Origin of the sequence: Maribrevibacterium harenarium, from assembly GCF_006385675.1 — a bacterium.
GTDB classification, from domain to species: Bacteria; Pseudomonadota; Gammaproteobacteria; order Pseudomonadales; family Marinomonadaceae; genus Marinomonas; species Marinomonas harenarium.
The window spans coordinates 13094-29213 of sequence record NZ_VFRR01000015.1; the positions used below are offsets into that span (position 1 = coordinate 13094).

The 16120-nt window shown below is 46.0% G+C and carries 12 protein-coding genes; 9 read left to right on the forward strand and 3 right to left on the reverse strand.

The genetic code is table 11. The features are described from left to right. Nucleotides 1–73: 73 nt before the first annotated feature. From FJM67_RS09060 to FJM67_RS09070, 3 genes are all read right to left on the reverse strand, one after another. Nucleotides 74–3049 (reverse strand): NAD(P)-dependent oxidoreductase, encoded by a 2976-nt coding sequence (locus FJM67_RS09060; RefSeq protein ID WP_140588603.1) that lies wholly within the window; start codon nt 3047–3049, stop codon nt 74–76. Between the two features lie 406 nt (nt 3050–3455). Continuing rightward, nucleotides 3456–4703, reverse strand: coding sequence for an HDOD domain-containing protein (locus FJM67_RS09065; protein ID WP_140588604.1), 1248 nt, complete (start codon nt 4701–4703; stop codon nt 3456–3458). 26 nt (nt 4704–4729) lie between these two features. After that, entirely contained in the window at nt 4730–5080 is a 351-nt protein-coding gene (locus tag FJM67_RS09070; protein WP_140588606.1) for a hypothetical protein, read from the reverse strand. A 682-nt stretch (nt 5081–5762) separates the two neighbouring features. On the opposite strand from FJM67_RS09070, the gene FJM67_RS17960 reads away from it, so the two are divergent. The 9 genes from FJM67_RS17960 to FJM67_RS09115 all read left to right on the forward strand — a co-directional run bounded on the left by FJM67_RS17960 (nt 5763) and on the right by FJM67_RS09115 (nt 16116). After that, on the forward strand, nt 5763–6419 hold the full coding sequence (locus FJM67_RS17960) for a methyl-accepting chemotaxis protein (protein WP_407943598.1): 657 nt from the start codon (nt 5763–5765) through the stop codon (nt 6417–6419). Between the two features lie 30 nt (nt 6420–6449). Further along, on the forward strand, nt 6450–6728 hold the full coding sequence (locus FJM67_RS09080) for an STAS domain-containing protein (RefSeq protein ID WP_140588611.1): 279 nt from the start codon (nt 6450–6452) through the stop codon (nt 6726–6728). Nucleotides 6729–6737: 9 nt separating this feature from the next. Further along, complete coding sequence (locus tag FJM67_RS09085) at nt 6738–8399, forward strand: fused response regulator/phosphatase (protein WP_140588613.1); 1662 nt, start codon at nt 6738–6740, stop codon at nt 8397–8399. A gap of 9 nt (nt 8400–8408) precedes the next feature. Then, nucleotides 8409–8774 carry a response regulator gene (locus FJM67_RS09090; RefSeq protein WP_140588615.1) on the forward strand — a complete coding sequence of 122 codons (366 nt, stop codon included), beginning with the start codon at nt 8409–8411 and terminating at the stop codon, nt 8772–8774. A 36-nt stretch (nt 8775–8810) separates the two neighbouring features. Beyond that, nucleotides 8811–10976: a chemotaxis protein CheA gene (locus FJM67_RS09095; protein WP_140588617.1), complete on the forward strand. Its 2166-nt coding sequence runs from the start codon at nt 8811–8813 to the stop codon at nt 10974–10976. Beyond that, nucleotides 10954–11436, forward strand: coding sequence for a chemotaxis protein CheW (locus tag FJM67_RS09100; RefSeq protein WP_140588619.1), 483 nt, complete (start codon nt 10954–10956; stop codon nt 11434–11436). Before FJM67_RS09095 ends, FJM67_RS09100 begins: the two co-directional genes overlap by 23 nt. 74 nt (nt 11437–11510) lie before the next feature. Beyond that, nucleotides 11511–13400, forward strand: coding sequence for a methyl-accepting chemotaxis protein (locus tag FJM67_RS17910; RefSeq protein ID WP_140588621.1), 1890 nt, complete (start codon nt 11511–11513; stop codon nt 13398–13400). A gap of 145 nt (nt 13401–13545) precedes the next feature. Further along, the gene (locus tag FJM67_RS09110; protein ID WP_140588623.1) at nt 13546–15315 is read left to right on the forward strand and encodes a methyl-accepting chemotaxis protein; all 1770 of its coding nucleotides are present in this window, start codon (nt 13546–13548) and stop codon (nt 15313–15315) included. A 3-nt stretch (nt 15316–15318) separates the two neighbouring features. After that, nucleotides 15319–16116 carry a CheR family methyltransferase gene (locus tag FJM67_RS09115; RefSeq protein WP_140588626.1) on the forward strand — a complete coding sequence of 266 codons (798 nt, stop codon included), beginning with the start codon at nt 15319–15321 and terminating at the stop codon, nt 16114–16116. Nucleotides 16117–16120: the final 4 nt, after the last annotated feature.

Sequence of the window (16120 nt, forward strand, 5' to 3'; positions counted from 1 at the left end):
AAAAAGCCGCATCAACAAAACCATTTATGGTGTTGATGCGGCTTGTTGGTCTATCTAGTCAACCAAATGGCTGTTATTTACCGAAAGGTCCTTGCAAACCGTTCTGAGCCATCAAGGTGCCGTAGATATTAGAGTTCAACACCATCATTTCAGTGTACTCAGCTACTAGAGCTGCACGCTTGTCTGCGTCTTGAGTTGCATTGATCGCGCCCCAGTAAGCCGCCATTTTCGTTGCGCTGTCAGCAAGTTGCTTGATCTGCTCGTCAGATAGGTTCGCAACAGAGCTAGAGTTAACTTTGCCCACACCATTAACAGTCTTCGCACCACCATCTGTGTAACCTTCTGGTAGATTACCTTTTAGGTTCACTACTTTACGGTACTTGATCACAGATAGAATCTGATCAACTGCTTGCTTAGCGCCTTCTACACGTGAAACGTGCTCAGTGTCCGCTGCCGCGTGTGGTAGTAGCTCCATTTTACCTACGTGTTTCTCGTAGATATTGCGGTAAGGCACCATTGGGCCAGACAAAGCACCAGTTTCTGGGTCTTTGAATAGGTCCGCGTCGATAGCTGCGTAGCGGATCTGACCGCTCGCAAGTGCTGCATCAAGGGCTTCGATGTCAACCACTTCACCACGATCATAGTTTACTAATACTGCTCCTTGCTTCATGGCAGAGAATACTTCTGCATTGATGATGTCGGAGTTAGCAAATTTGCCTGTTTCTGCGTTGAATGCACCAAGACCAGTGTGTGGGCTAAGTACGTCAGCGTCTTGTGCTGCTTCAACGATGCTAGCAGCGTAGGTGAAGCCTTCAGACTCGATCCACTGTTGGTGAGCTGGACGAGCATAAACGGATACTTTCATACCGAACGCTGCGCCTAGTTTCGCCACTTCACGACCGATGTTGCCGTAACCGATGACAGCAAGTTTCTTGCCTTCAAGTTTAGTGGTTGGGAATTCCGCTAGGTTTTTACCTGTGTCGAAGTCGCCAGCCACAACGCGATCGTGCATTGCGCTTACTTGCAGGTCTGGAAGTACTTTTAGAAGCGCTTTCATGGCTGCTTGTGCAGTGGCACGAGAGTTGAAGCTTGGTGTGTTCATCAGTGGTGCAACACCACCTTCACCGTTACCGCCACCCCAGCTAGCAGAACCCATGTTGCCAGTACCCGCACCGATACGTACGCCGCCTAGCTCGAATTTAGCTGCAGCAGGGAAGAAGGTAGCAGCTGCGATTACCGCGTCGTATTGACCTTCTCCAGTTTCTGCTAGTAACTCGTCTTCACGGCTTAGGCTTGGCTGATAGAAGAAGTGAACTTTACCTTTTTCTAGATCGCCTGCTTCTGAAACAGAACCGAAATGGAATTCGCCACCTTGAGATTTAATGTAAGCAGCCACTTCAGAGCAGTCAGCTTCCCCATCAGCATTGAATACCATACCAACAAGATCAGCGATCAATACTTTGTAAGCGCGGTTCGCGTCATCAAAACGCACTTCTTCGGAAGAAGAGGCAGATACGGCGCTTTCAAAAGACTCGCCTTGAGCTACTAACATGTCTTCAAGTACCGCATTTTTTGCACGTAGGTAGCAGTACTGGATGTTTTCCAATAGGGCAACGATGTCTTGAGTCGGACGGATGCCACCGATCCACGCACGGTAATCACCAGGCGTGCTTGGGAAAGCGTTTACGTAGCGGGCTACATCAAGACCTTTCTCGTGGGTGCCATCGGCATGAGTGATACCCTCATAACCAAGCATCTGCTTAGATTTTGCGATGATCTTAGCGTGTACTTCTGGGTCAGTAATATCACTGTCGGTCACTTTCAACAGAGTTACTGCAGCACCGCGAGAATCAGCATTCGCAACACCAAGCTCGAATAAGTCGTTGTTAGCAATCCATTCATTTACCAAATCACGGTTTGCTTTAGAACGAGCGTTTAGCGCGTAAACATCACCGATCATGCGCTCATTACGGAGAATTGCGAAAGTGGTTTCGGCAAATGCTAATGTACTGAAAGTGTTGATAATGCCGCCAAGCATTTGATCTTTTTCAGCATCGTAGATAGGACCAAGGTCCGTTGTTTTCTCACTTGTTAAAGGTGCTTTTGCATCACGAGGCACAGCGATTTTTAGCTGACGTGGGATCGCCCAAGAAGGATCCTTTTGGTTCGCATTGATGCGAGCAAGCGCTGGCTTGGTTAGGGATACGATGAAGTAACCAGAAATACCACCGATTGCTTTTTGGAATGGCATGAACATATTACATTTCGTCAATACGCCATCAACTAGCTCTTGTGCCCAAGGCATAGCGCCTAGCAGAGAAGTCGCATCGATTACCGCATGGTGCTCTTCTGGGTTTGCGTCAACCCACTCAAGTAGATTGCGGATTTCTTGTTCAGTGTAAGTGGTTGCGCCAGTGGTCTCGTGACCTACACCGAAGAATAGCTTAACGCCCTTTCCTAGTAGGAAAGATGCACTTGGAATCGCGCCTTCGCCTTCAGCGAAGATAATGCGACTTTCGTCACCATTCGTGGCGTAGCGTTGTAGTTCAGTCAGCTGTGTGCCCCAAGACTGACGGAAGAAACCGCCTGCTTTACCCTCTGCAGATTCAGGTTTAGGCGTGTCAACGAAAACGATCTGAGATGGATCGTTAGCCGTCATGAGGTGTAAAGCGGCAGCTGTAAAACCGCTGTGACCACCACCAAGACCAACAGCCATGCTGTTAGATTTTGGGAAACCGAAGTAGCGGTGGATTTCGCGCATCATGTCGTTTAATACTTTATCTGCAGGATAACCACGGTGCATACCACGACCGATTTCCGCCGTAGTAAAGCTGCCGATGCGGTTACCTTTGTCATCCAATTTCGGGTAGTTTTCTTCCAACCATGCGTCGAACTCGAAACGCAACAAGCGTGCGTCTACTTCGTTCAAAGTCATATCGGTGATTGGACCTACACCAAAAAATTGGTTGCTAGTAGCCTGAGGTGCGCCGTTCTTAGTTAAAGAAACTGCGCTCTCACGAGCAGCTTTTAATTGTTCAATTGAAGTCATCTTTTCGTTTCCTGCAAGATAGTTAAATGCCTAGTTCTGGAGTAATTCCTCTCCCGTGGTTAGGCCAAAAAGACTTGTGAAAAAGCGCAAAATGCACTGACAAAGTCTTGGCTGAAACACTATGAGGCAGACATAAGTCTGCATTACACCTGTGCTATCTCCACAGTTTAATCTTGTTTAAACCTCCAATTGTTTTCTGAAAACGGCAGAATTATGCATTTACACTACGTTTGTTATGCGTAAATTTTGGGCAGGTAAAGAGGCTTGAAACGCCATATTGAGGAGTAGTGTGGAGTCTTTGTGGCACTATTATCGGAGTATGAAACCGATAATAGTGCAATATATTGTGTGGCGCGGTTTCCGACGGGGATTCCTCTGGAGGGACAGTTTAATGAGACAAGCTGAGTTAGCTGCCAATTAGCTGCGTAAAAATTTCATCGGCCTGTTTCAAAGCCTTGAGGTAAAGTTGATTTAGCAACGGTTGCTCTAAATTGCTACAGCTGCGTAATGCTTTAAAATCAAGATCGCCGCTGATCTCAGCGTTTTCGAGCGCTTGAAGAGCTAAGCCAAGGGGGCCCTGCTTGTAGAGAATAGCTAGCTCAACGTCTTCCGGTAAACCGAGATTGGCGATAAGGTTCTTTTGATTAACCTCTAGGATCAAATCCAAAACAGAGAATAGCCCGACAATATAGCCATGAAACACATTCCCTTCATCCAAGGCTTCGGCAACGCCTTCGCAGAAAGCGGCGTAGGTAAATGCTGTTTTTAATAAGGCGTGGGGCTTGCCACGACCTGCCTCGGTGACAATAAACAGCGAGATAATTTTTTTAACTTCTATTTGTCCAAGATATACCAGCGCGTGCTCAACGCTCGATATCATCACCTTGGAGCGACCTGCGGCGTTGGCCACCTTTAAAAAGCGATACATCATATTGATATCGCGTTTGACCACCTCAGCCACTTTCTTAAAATCGAAGTTGACGCCCAGATCTAATTGCAATAATGCATTTAAATTGCTGCCGGAAAGAGAGAAGTCCTTACGTACGTATACGCTACGATCTGAAAAGATTGGCCCTTGAAAGCGCTTAATCCCAAGCCCGGCAAAAAAATCAATTAGATCTCGACTATTGATACCGTCTACCAAGATTCTATCCACATCGACTTGGCAAGCCTTTAAGTGATAGATTGCAGCGGTACTGGCTTCCATGCTGGAAAAGTGCACGCGAAACTCGGAGAACAGATCACAAGCAGCACGGCTAGGGCGCCGATGATCCTCAAAATCTAATAGAAACCTATGGTTGGCTATAGTGCCTTCTTCTAGGGTTTGGCGTATAAGCGGGTTTTGCAGCAGCGTGTCATTCACTACCATGACCGTATTGCCGGGTGCTTGCACCCGTAGCGAAGCCTTCAGCATATTGACGCTGTGAGTAGTCAAATAACTTGGAAGAGTCTCCGTCAATTCTATCTGAGCGGTAAATTGGACAATTTCATCCATTACGTCAGCATTAGTCTCATTGCCTTTGAGCATCACCTCGTAAGCTACAGGCTCAAGCTTGCAGTTTATAATGGTACGTCTTGCCACTGCACCATCTGGCAATAATTCGTCATTTTTTATACGTTCGTAAAAAAGATCAATAATCGACTGATTGCTCATACAACTACTCTAAAACAAGAATGGGGCTATCCTGAAACTTTGCTTAGCAAGCTTTCACCAGCTTTGCAGGCATAGGTCAGATTTAACTGTAACCGATAACTGTTGTCTTTGAGTATACAGCTTGCGACTTTGCCGATGAAATCGACCTGATTTTTGACGCCATCAATCAAGACGACGGCTCTCACTTTGATCATGGATGCAATCGTTACTTTGATGTCTGAACGAATGAGAAGCTTGCGACTTCCCAGATGCGTCACGCCAATATCGTAGACTTTGAAGTCCTGCGTCAACATTTTGGCGCCAAAAGGGAAAGCAACCAGACGTTGGTTGTCGGGTGATTTTTGGGCCTGAGGGTAATGTTTTTCACTAAGTGCCATTTTGGAGAGACTACCTGTCAGAATAAGTAAGGATGATCCTTGGTGCCTCCTAGACTTCCTGTGACACGAGTATGTCAGAGAAACTTAAGATGAATCTGTAGTGAGTTGGCGTATTTCAGGTGCGTTTTTGCAGACAAATGTATGGGAACGCAACAGAGTGTAATCTTTCGTGTAATAGATCACTTTTACTTGCGTTGGATCCTTCATGCTAAAAATAGCCTCCATTCATCTTTTTGCAGTTGTTGTTGCAGGTGTACTTGCGTTCTCTCAATTCCACTGGCCAGCCTTCATTGTGTTAGCTTTATCTGGGATCCTGCTGGTTTTTCTATCCCGCCCTCAAATCGAGAAGATTGAGGAGGCTCCTGTCACTACACAGTTGAACAATGCCCATGAAGAGGCGCAAAAGCTGTTTCATGACGAATTGGTGCCGATCATTGAAGTGTGTACCGATGACCTTAACAATGTATTAACTACCCAAATGAGTGCTGTCTCGCTGTTGAGTCAATCATTTGAAGAAACCAATCGGCTGATTGGCAACCAATCTGACTGTATTCGTACGTTGGTGTCTGACGGTCAGAGTGACGGGCGTAGTTATAGTGAAGTCATGCGTGATTTTGCTGATCATACTGCGAATACCTTAGACCGATTTATCAATAGCACAGTGGAAATGTCAGCGGCTTCCATGGAGCTCCTTACCAAGGTTAACGCAATCCATGACGAGATGCCTCAGATTACCAAGGCGCTAAAAGATATTGATGATATTGCAGAGCAAACGAACTTGCTTGCTTTGAATGCAGCGATCGAAGCTGCCCGCGCCGGTGAAGCAGGACGTGGCTTTGCTGTGGTAGCAGATGAAGTACGGTCATTATCAAACCGTTCAGCGGGTTTCAGTGTCGCAATTCAAGGGCGTTTGCAAAAGATGCAGCAACAGGTGGCAGACCTGACCACTTCAATGGAACGTCTAGCGGCTCACGATGTAACTTACATTATGGAATCCAAGAAAACCATGCAGCAAGCCTTGGATCATATCGTTGATAAGGCAGAATCCGATGCCGAGGTCACGCGTGAATTGGATGCTTTGGCTAGCAGTTTGGAATCGTCCATTTTTGCAGCTACTCGAGGTCTTCAGTTTGATGATATCAACCGTCAAAATATTCAATACACGTTGGACACACTCCAGTTTATTGCCGATCACTTGCAAAGTATCAAGCAGCATTCCTTTGAGGATCTAGAACGAGTTCTTGGTGAAAAACTTGAAGCGATCAGGACGAGAAACAAAGACAAGCATAATCCCGTGTCACAACAGGATATTGAGAGTGGTGACATCGATTTGTTCTGATGTCCGTTTACAGAGTAGTAGGTAGAGGCTATGTCACAATCAGCAGTTATTAGCATTCCCGAGCGTTTCGACTTTAGTACCCACAAGTGGTTTACGGAGGCGTACGACAAAGCGTTAGCGACTTCAAAAGAAATCGTGCTCGACTTTTCTCGAGTGACTTATATCGATTCTTCTGCGTTGGGGATGATGGTTTTATTGCATCGAAAAATCACCACAAATGGTGGTAAGGGTGTTATTCGCAACGTCACCGGTACCGCCAAAGATATTCTGGATATGGCTAACTTCTCGACTCTTTTTAAGTACGAGTGAGTCTAGGTTATGCAGACTCCACCACGAGTCCTAATTTTAGAGGACAATGCCACTACCCGCATGATCATTTCCAAATCTCTGGAAGAGCAGGGAGTGGACGTGGTAGTAGCTTGTACGTTGGCAGAAGCAGAACAGCATTTTCACGATGCTAGCATTGATTTGTATTTGTTGGATGTGAATCTTCCAGATGGGGATTCAACCTCTATTTTACCAAAGATACGCCTCTTGTATCCTATGGTGCCCGTGTTGATCATGACAGCAGATCATGAGCATTCTCGTATCTCGGAGTTTTTCGCGGCTGGAGTCCGTGACTTTATTCGGAAGCCGATTCATCCACTTTTGCTGGCGAGTAAAGTGCTGAGTTTTATTAAGGCCTATGAGACTGAAAAGGCATTATTCGAAGCCAACGAGATGTACCAACGAATCTCTCATGAGAAAGAACAAGAGGAGCAACTGGCTCACTATGTGTATGACCACATATTGATGATGCACAACACGCCGGTTTCTGGTCTGCAAGTGGTTGAGCGCTCCAGTGGGCGTTTTTGTGGTGACATTCTTGTGTCATCAAAGGCACCTAATGGCAGCTTGATTGTGATGCTAGCCGATGCAACTGGTCATGGAATGGCAGCAGCATTAACTATTTATCCGATGGTTTCCACCTTTTCGGCAATGGTAGGCAAAGGCTTATCACTTGGGGCAATCATCAAAGAGTTAAGTGTTAAGCACTCTCAAAGTATTCCTCAAAACCGCTTTGTGGCGACTATCCTGATGGAGGTTTCTCCTTCCTCGGACACCATCCGAATCTGGAGTGGTGGTATGCCTAAAGTGCTGGTGTTTGATCATGACGGACGCTTGGTTAACAAAGTTGCTTCACAAAATATGGCGATTGGGATTTTGCCCGCTGATATGGTTAGCACCAAGATGGAAACGTTGCCGCTCAGGGGGGTCGGGGCGTTAGCCTTGTTTAGTGACGGACTCATCGAGAACAAAGTCATCGAGGGGCGTAAAATTTCATTTGATGAAGCTTACGAGATGATTGCTGACGGTATTTCTGACCTACCTGGGTTGGTAGAGCGAATGCACTCTTATGAAGATTATATCAATCTATCTAAAGATCATGATGATATTACCTTGGCGCTACTGAATGTTGCCGAGGTCGTAGACGAACTTAATTCGTCAAAAGAAGTACACGAGCCAGTAAGAGGCGATTTCAAATTCCATTTTGAACTATCTGGGAAATCATTAAACAACGAAAAATTCCCATTCAGCCTATCCGAAATGTTGTCAGGTTATGGATTCAAAAAAGATTTTTGTCAGCGTATTTTTACCGTAATCACCGAGCTTTTCTTGAATTCTGTAGATCACGGCTTGTTTGGTATATCGTCGGATACCAAAGAAAATGACTTTATCAACTACTTAACCTTACGCGATGAAGCGAAGCTTGCTATTGCAAAAGATGCTAAGGTTTGTATAGACATCGCTTGGGACGAACAAACACAAACATTGACATTAGCTCTGTCTGATAGCGGCAGCGGCTATGTGCTAGATATTAACAAAAGCGGCTCTGAAGGAGCAGCCCATGGTCGTGGACTTAAGCTGATTTCCACCCTTAGTTCACGCTTCCACTATGACCAAATTACAAATACCACTCATGTCACTTTGGAGTATTAGGTAACCGTTATGAGTAAAAATTTACTGATCGTTGATGACTCGCCATCAGTACGTCAGATGGTAGAAATGACGCTTAAAGGCGCTGGTTATGCTGTTAAATCAGCGAAAGATGGCCAAGAAGCGTTAAATATGTGTCGCTTGGAGCGTTTTGATTTTGTCCTTACAGATCAAAATATGCCGAATATGGATGGCATTACTTTAATCAAGTCATTGCGTACTTTACCTGCCTACGCCCGTACTCCACTTATTGTCTTGACGACGGAAGCGAGTGACGCGATGAAGCAGAAAGGCAAGGCGGCGGGTGCGACAGGTTGGATGGTGAAGCCATTTGATCCGAAAAAACTGTTAGACGTGGTTGCCAAAGTACTGCGCTAAGGCGCGGGTGTCGTTTGTTAGCGCTTGGGGTTAAGCATGGATAATATGGGTCAATTCAATGAGGTCTTCTTCGAAGAAGCACAAGAACACCTCGAGACCATGGAAACACTGTTATTAGACTACGATATCGTTGCGCCGGATATCGAAGTATTAAATAGTGTGTTCCGGGCCGCCCACTCGATTAAAGGTGGTAGCGGTATTTTCGGCTTTACCGCCATGACTGGCTTGATCCATGTAATGGAAAACATGCTGGATCTAGCTCGTAATGAAGAGTTGCACCTAACGAACGAATTAATCACAGTTCTGCTGGAAACCGTAGATGTTCTCAAAGATATCCTCGATCGTTACCGCAACGAGGAAGAAATCGACTGGGAAGAAGTGGAATCTAGTAAGGCTAGACTGGAAACGGTGCTCAACTCTGCAACTGCTTCTGACAGTCCTGCCACTTCTCCAAGTGCGACTGACTCAGCTACAGACGAAGGTTTCGGCTTCTTCGATGACGACGAGGAAGATGAAGGTTTTGGCTTTTTTGATGATCTTGATGAACCAGTTAGTGCAACATCTGATGATGAAATCGAAGGCTTTGGCTTTTTTGAAGACGATGATTCAGAAGTGGCGACTTCTGTCCCTAGTGACAACTCAGACGAGGAAATAGAGGGATTTGGTTTCTTCGACGATCTCGAACCACCTACTAACAATACGATAGTCAAGTCGAGTGTAGATTCTAACGCCCAAGTTAGTGCGCCGAATGTTTCCCAGCCAGAGCAAACGACGGATAGGGATGGATTCGGTTTCTTTGACGAAACTCTCAAAGCACGTCACGAGCAAGATATTGAGGACAATGCCCGAGGATACGGTTTCTTTAAAGAGGGTGCGCAAGAAAGTAATAATTCTAAAAAGCACGAGTCATCAGCTGCTAGTACCAATCCCGCTGTTGTGGCAAAAAGCTCTGTAAGCTCCGAGCGCAAGGCGAAATCGTCTTCTGAACATAAGCACACAGAAGCCACCAGTATTCGTGTTGAAACGAATAAAATTGACAAGTTGGTGAATTTAGTGGGTGAGCTGGTTATCACTCAGTCCATGCTCAACTTGATCGGTAATGATGTTCATGATGCGATAGCGGACAAAATGCAAGCCGCTTTGGCAGAGCTCGAACGGAATACCCGAGAAATTCAAGAAGCGGTTATGTCCGTCCGTATGTTACCTATCTCTTTTGTATTCAATCGATTCCCACGATTAGTGCGCGACTTGTCGGTGAAGATGAGTAAAGACATAGAGCTCGTGATAGAGGGCGGTGGTACTGAAATTGACAAAAATTTGGTGGAGAAAATCTCAGATCCATTGACGCACTTAATTCGCAATAGTGTCGATCATGGCATCGAAATGCCGGATGTGCGCGTTGCGAATGGTAAACCCGCCAAAGGAACCGTGCGCCTAACCGCGGCGCAGAAAGGCGGAGAAATTGTTATCTCCATTCTCGATGATGGTGCTGGTCTGAACTGGGATAAAATTGTCGCTAAAGCCGAAGAAAAAGGCGTAGAGCTGCCAGAGCCATTAACCGACGAAGCGGTTTGGCAGTTGATCTTCGCTCCCGGTTTTTCTACTGCTGCTGAAGTGACAGATGTGTCTGGTCGTGGTGTTGGAATGGACGTGGTGCGTCGTAATATCGAATCCCTAGGTGGTCGCGTCGAAATTAATTCATCTCCAGGTCTAGGCACTGAGTTCGTGATTAATTTGCCACTGACTCTGGCGATACTAGACGGCATGTGTGTGGATGCCAATGAACAGATTTTTGTTGTTCCGTTAGTGAATATTGTTGAAAGTATTCAACCTGCGGCTGACCAAGTACGAGTGATAAAAGGTAGTCGCATCCTTTATGTGCGAGAAGAATACTGGCCCTTGGTTGATGTAGGTAAAGTACTAGGGGATCGTGACGCTAATGTTGCCGATCTGACGCAGGCAATAGTGGTGCTCGTGGAGACGTCTAAATCCCGATTTGGTTTAGTTGTCGATAACCTTGTGGGTCAGCAGCAAGTCGTTATTAAGAGTTTAGAACGTCATTACCGCAGAGTAGAGGGTGTGGCCGGTGCCACCATAATGGGTGACGGTAGTGTCGCCCTAATACTCGATGTGGATTCATTGACTCAGTTTATCAGTTTTGATCAAGGAGACCAGACTTATGGCATCCGCGCAGCAGGCTAGTGTTTCATCTGGACCGTCACGAGAATTTCTCACATTTGTCCTAGGGGACGAAACCTACGCCCTTGATATTATGACCGTAAAAGAAATTCGCGGTTATGAGGCAACGACCAAGATCGCAAATGCCCCATCTTATATCAAAGGGGTGATCAATTTACGTGGTGATATTGTTCCTATTGTTGATTTACGCACTAAGTTTGGTATCGGGGAAGCGACCTACAATGAGTGGACGATAGTGATTATGCTCAACGTCCGTGATCGGATCGTAGGGATTGTCGTGGACGGCGTATCGGATGTTATGAATCTTGAGGACGAAGATATTAAGCCGGCACCTGAGTTTGGTGTGGCATTTGATAGTCGTTATTTGCAAGGTCTAGCAGCATTGCAAAATGAGATGGTTATCATCGTAGATATTGAGGCATTAATCTCAAGTGACGAGTTAGGTATCTTTGAACCAGCTTAGTAATGTCTTGCGGCGATATATCGATTATCAGTCATCATATGACTTGTAGGCGAACAAATTAGGAAGGCGAGAGTATGTTTAAAAATTTATTTGCAGCGCCAGTAGATGACACCAAAACGCTAGTGTCAAAGGAAGAGTTAATTAGTTTACGTGGCCAGATTGAAGCCTTGTCACGCTCGCAAGCTGTTATTGAATTCGATCTACAGGGCAATATTGTTCATGCCAATGATAACTTTCTGAAAACGCTTGGTTATCAGCTTAGTGAGATTGTTGGTAAACACCATAGTATTTTTGTAGATGCTAGCTACAAGTCTAGTAATGATTATCGCCTATTTTGGGAAAAACTCCGCGCGGGAGAGTTCCAAGTCGGCGAGTTTTGCCGAATTACTAAGACGGGGGAGCGAGTTTGGATAGAAGCGAGCTATAACCCAATTTTTGATTCATCTGGCAAGCCGTATAAAGTGGTCAAGTATGCTTCAGATATTACTGCGAAAAAGAATGCAGCGGCAGATATGAATAGTCAGCTTACTGCCATTTCTAAGGCTCAAGCGGTTATATCCTTTGACCTTGATGGCAAGATTCTAGACGCCAACGATAACTTTCTAGCATGTCTTGGATACCAGTTAAAAGAGGTACAAGGTCAACATCATAGCTTGTTTGTAGACAAGGATTACCGCCAGTCAGAGGAGTATCAATCGTTCTGGCGTCGTTTGCGCAGTGGTGAGCATTTCGTTGGGCGTTTTCCGCGTATAGCTAAGACTGGTCAAGTCATTTGGATTCAAGCGAATTACAGTCCGATTGTTGATGCATTAGGTAATATTTACAAGGTTGTTAAATATGCTACGGATATTACTGCCCAAGTAGAAGCGGAACAGCAGCTACAAGCGGTAGTAGCAGAGGTTAACCTTGCCATAGAAGCCGCAAGTGCTAATGACTTGACTAAGCGTATTCCACTGGATGGCAAGGACGGCGCCTTATTGAGCCTATGTGAAGGTGTAAATGGTCTGCTAGTCACTATGACCGAGATTATTTCACAAATTAAGGAAGCGTCGGATGCGGTTTACACCGGTGCTCGTGAAATATCGAATGGTAATAGCGACCTGTCTAGCCGTACCGAGCAACAGGCATCTAACCTAGAGGAAACCGCTTCCAGTATGGAGCAGTTGACTAGTACTGTGCGCCAGAACTCAGATAATGCCAAGCAGGCTACCAGCCTTGCCAGTAGCGCTGTCAATGTCGCTACATCTGGTGGGGATTTGATCGAGGAAGTGGTACGAACCATGGCTTCTATCAATGAGTCCAGTCAGAAAATCGCCGATATTATCGGAATGATTGATGGTATCGCCTTCCAGACCAATATTTTGGCCTTGAACGCTGCGGTAGAAGCAGCGCGAGCTGGTGAACAGGGAAGAGGCTTTGCCGTGGTTGCCTCTGAGGTGCGTACGCTAGCTCAACGTTCTGCGAACGCCGCCAAAGACATAAAAGACTTGATTTCAGAGTCTGCTGCGAAAATAGCAACAGGTAACGAACTGGTTGGCAAGTCTGGTGAAACCATGCGCGAGATCGTCACCTCAATTAAATCTGTTAGCGATATTATGTCGGAAATAGCGGCAGCTTCGATCGAGCAATCCTCTGGGCTTGATGAAATCAGTAGAGCGGTTGCGCAGATGGATGAAATGACTCAGCAGAATGCGGCGCTGGTAGAGGAAGCTGCAGCTGCCTCCGAGAGTCTGCTCAACCAAGCAGACCAACTGTCAAGTAACGTAAACCAGTTCATCGTGGATGATGGTAGGAGCGCTCCGCGTTTGTCTGCTTCTGCTTCATTTGCAAAACCTAAATCGCAGCCGCTCAAAGGTATCCCCAAGCAGCTATCGAAACCGGCCACCAAGTCTGCATCGAGCTCGGCACGTAAACCCCTGCCCAAGCCAAAAGTGCAGGATGACGATGGCTGGGAAGAGTTTTAATTGTAGTTTACGAGTTGGCAGGAGCTAACAATTGGAACTCCATTACCGGACTTAGTTTGGCGTGGAAGGATCCAAGTAAAAAGGATGAATATCAACAAAATTCATCACAGCTTGTTGTTATCGAATCGCTGACGCAAATGACAAGATGGTGCTGAATTTTACACTCATTGGAGTAGGGGTTCTTGCTCTGGCGATAATATCTATTGTTGTTGTTCGTGGTCTACGTCAGTCCCTCAACGCTCTGTCTAAGGCCAGTGAAGCGATCGCTAATGGTCAGTTTGCGGTGACTCTTGATACGAAGCGTAACGATGAAATTGGGCCGATTAACCAGGCGATCACAGCTATGGCACAGCGTTTACAGCAGGCCCGTGATGAATCCGAGGCTCATCAAGCGGAAATGCAAGAGCGCTTGATTGAGTCAACACGAATCCTAGAAGCATTGAATGCGACGTCAACTAACGTAATGATCGCTGATGCTGACCGCAATATCATATACATGAACCGAGCTGTGACTGCTATGTTGCGTGGCGTTGAAAAGGATCTGCAAAAAGCGCTTCCTCACTTCAAGGTAGACACCGTTATCGGTTCAAACATGGATATTTTCCACAAAAATCCTGCTCACCAAGCCGATTTGTTAGCTACCCTAGAAAAACGTCACCAAACTCAGATTCAAGTCGCGAATTTGCACTTCCGCCTCACAGCAAATCCAATTTTTGACAAAGAAGGCAAGCGTCTTGGCTCAATCGTAGAGTGGTTGGATCGTACTGCCGAAGTCGAAGCCGAGAAAGAGATTGGGCATCTCGTTAATGAAGCAGCTGCTGGTAACTTTACTATCCGTGCTAAAGAGCAAGGTAAAGCGGACTTCATGCTCTTTATGGCTCAGTCTCTTAACAAACTAATGAGTACTGCGGATCATGGTTTGGCAGATGTTGCCCGAGTTTTGATGGCACTCTCGAATGGCGATTTAACCCAGCGGATTACTCAAGAATACAGTGGTCAATTTGATGATCTGAAGCGCTACTGTAATGAAACTTGTGAGAACCTAAGCGAAATGATTGGCGAAATTCGCACCGCAGCAGAGACTATTAGTCATGCCGCGAGTGAAATTGCCCAAGGTAACGCAGATCTGTCAAGTCGTACCGAAAACCAAGCATCCAACTTGCAAGAAACCGCTTCAAGCATGGAAGAGATGACCAGTACGGTGCGTCAGAACTCAGAAAATGTTTCTCAGGCGAGTAGCCTTTCCAGTGAAGCAAGCGAAATTGCTCAAGCTGGCGGCCAGCAAATCCGCGAAGTGGTCAATACCATGGCGGCAATTAATGAGTCTGCTCAGAAAATTTCGGACATCATTGGTGTTATTGATAGTATTGCTTTCCAAACTAACATCTTGGCGTTGAACGCAGCGGTTGAGGCGGCTCGGGCAGGTGAACAAGGTCGCGGCTTTGCTGTGGTTGCTTCAGAGGTTCGTACATTAGCCCAGCGTTCCGCAGATGCCGCAAAAGATATTAAAGAGCTTATCTCTGACTCTGTGGCTCAAGTTGCAGATGGCAACAAACGGGTCAATGCCTCTGGTGAAACTATGGCGCGGATTGTTTCTGCCATTGAACGGGTGAGTAACCTGATGGAAGAGGTGTCAGCCGCTTCTAAAGAACAAGCTTCAGGTATCGATGAAATCAATCAGGCCGTATTGCAAATGGATGAGATGACGCAACAAAACGCGGCATTGGTAGAGGAGGCCGCGGCTTCTGCTGACAGTATGCGCGGTCAGGCTGCTACACTAAGAGAGAGCATGTCCCGCTTTAAACTAGACCAGAATAATGGCGGCAGTCACTTCTCTCTACCAGCACCTAAAGTTGCTTTATCCAAGCCAAAAGCTGCATCCAAGCCGGCGCAAGATGAATGGGAAGAATTATAATAAATGGATAGAGAATTTGCCTATACAGAGTCGGACTTTAACAAGGTCCGCTCTGAACTCAGGGATTTGACCGGCATTAACCTTGCGGACAGTAAAATATCCCTGGTCTATAGTCGCTTAGCACCTAGGGTGAGGAAACTCGGACTAACGGAGATACGCCAGTATCTCCGTTATCTTGAAACCCATGCAGATGAACAGGAGCATTTTATTAATGCTCTAACGACCAACCTGACTTCTTTTTTTCGCGAGCCCCATCACTTTGATCTGCTCAAAGACTTTATCGCCAGTGGCGAGAGAGTAGAGCGTATTTGGTGCGCGGCTTCGAGTACCGGTGAAGAGCCTTACTCCATTGCAATGACTTTGGTTAACACCTTCGGTAGCTTTGATATCAAAACCCGTGTTGTCGCTTCTGATATTGATAGCAATGTACTAAATACGGCAAGTCTCGGCGTATATCCATTACAAAAAGTAGACACGTTAGAAAACAAAAAGCACTTTTTTTTACGGGGCAAAGGTAATAATTCAGGCTATGCTAAAGTAGTTCCACAGTTAAGACAGCTGCTGGATTTCCAGCGAGTCAACCTGCTGGATGAGAACTACCCAATAAAGCCGGATCTTGATGTTATTTTTTGCCGTAACGTGATGATCTACTTTGATAAAGATACCCAAGCCAAAATATTGAAGAAGCTCTTAAGCAAGTTGCGTCCAGGCGGATTGTACATTGCAGGTCACTCAGAGAACTTCAATAATTTTGCTGAGCTGATGCAGCCGGTGGGCCGCACGGCCTATGTAAAACGTTAGGATG

What these genes read in the sequence shown, in the direction of transcription:
- FJM67_RS09085 (WP_140588613.1), top strand. Translation starts at nt 6,738, where the DNA reads ATGCAGACTCCACCACGAGTCCTAATTTTAGAGGACAATGCCACTACC.
- FJM67_RS09065 (WP_140588604.1), bottom strand. Translation starts at nt 4,703, where the DNA reads ATGAGCAATCAGTCGATTATTGATCTTTTTTACGAACGTATAAAAAAT.
- FJM67_RS17960 (WP_407943598.1), top strand. Translation starts at nt 5,763, where the DNA reads ATGGAGCTCCTTACCAAGGTTAACGCAATCCATGACGAGATGCCTCAG.
- FJM67_RS09110 (WP_140588623.1), top strand. Translation starts at nt 13,546, where the DNA reads ATGGTGCTGAATTTTACACTCATTGGAGTAGGGGTTCTTGCTCTGGCG.
- FJM67_RS09070 (WP_140588606.1), bottom strand. Translation starts at nt 5,080, where the DNA reads ATGGCACTTAGTGAAAAACATTACCCTCAGGCCCAAAAATCACCCGAC.
- FJM67_RS09090 (WP_140588615.1), top strand. Translation starts at nt 8,409, where the DNA reads ATGAGTAAAAATTTACTGATCGTTGATGACTCGCCATCAGTACGTCAG.
- FJM67_RS09095 (WP_140588617.1), top strand. Translation starts at nt 8,811, where the DNA reads ATGGATAATATGGGTCAATTCAATGAGGTCTTCTTCGAAGAAGCACAA.
- FJM67_RS17910 (WP_140588621.1), top strand. Translation starts at nt 11,511, where the DNA reads ATGTTTAAAAATTTATTTGCAGCGCCAGTAGATGACACCAAAACGCTA.
- FJM67_RS09080 (WP_140588611.1), top strand. Translation starts at nt 6,450, where the DNA reads ATGTCACAATCAGCAGTTATTAGCATTCCCGAGCGTTTCGACTTTAGT.
- FJM67_RS09100 (WP_140588619.1), top strand. Translation starts at nt 10,954, where the DNA reads ATGGCATCCGCGCAGCAGGCTAGTGTTTCATCTGGACCGTCACGAGAA.
- FJM67_RS09060 (WP_140588603.1), bottom strand. Translation starts at nt 3,049, where the DNA reads ATGACTTCAATTGAACAATTAAAAGCTGCTCGTGAGAGCGCAGTTTCT.
- FJM67_RS09115 (WP_140588626.1), top strand. Translation starts at nt 15,319, where the DNA reads ATGGATAGAGAATTTGCCTATACAGAGTCGGACTTTAACAAGGTCCGC.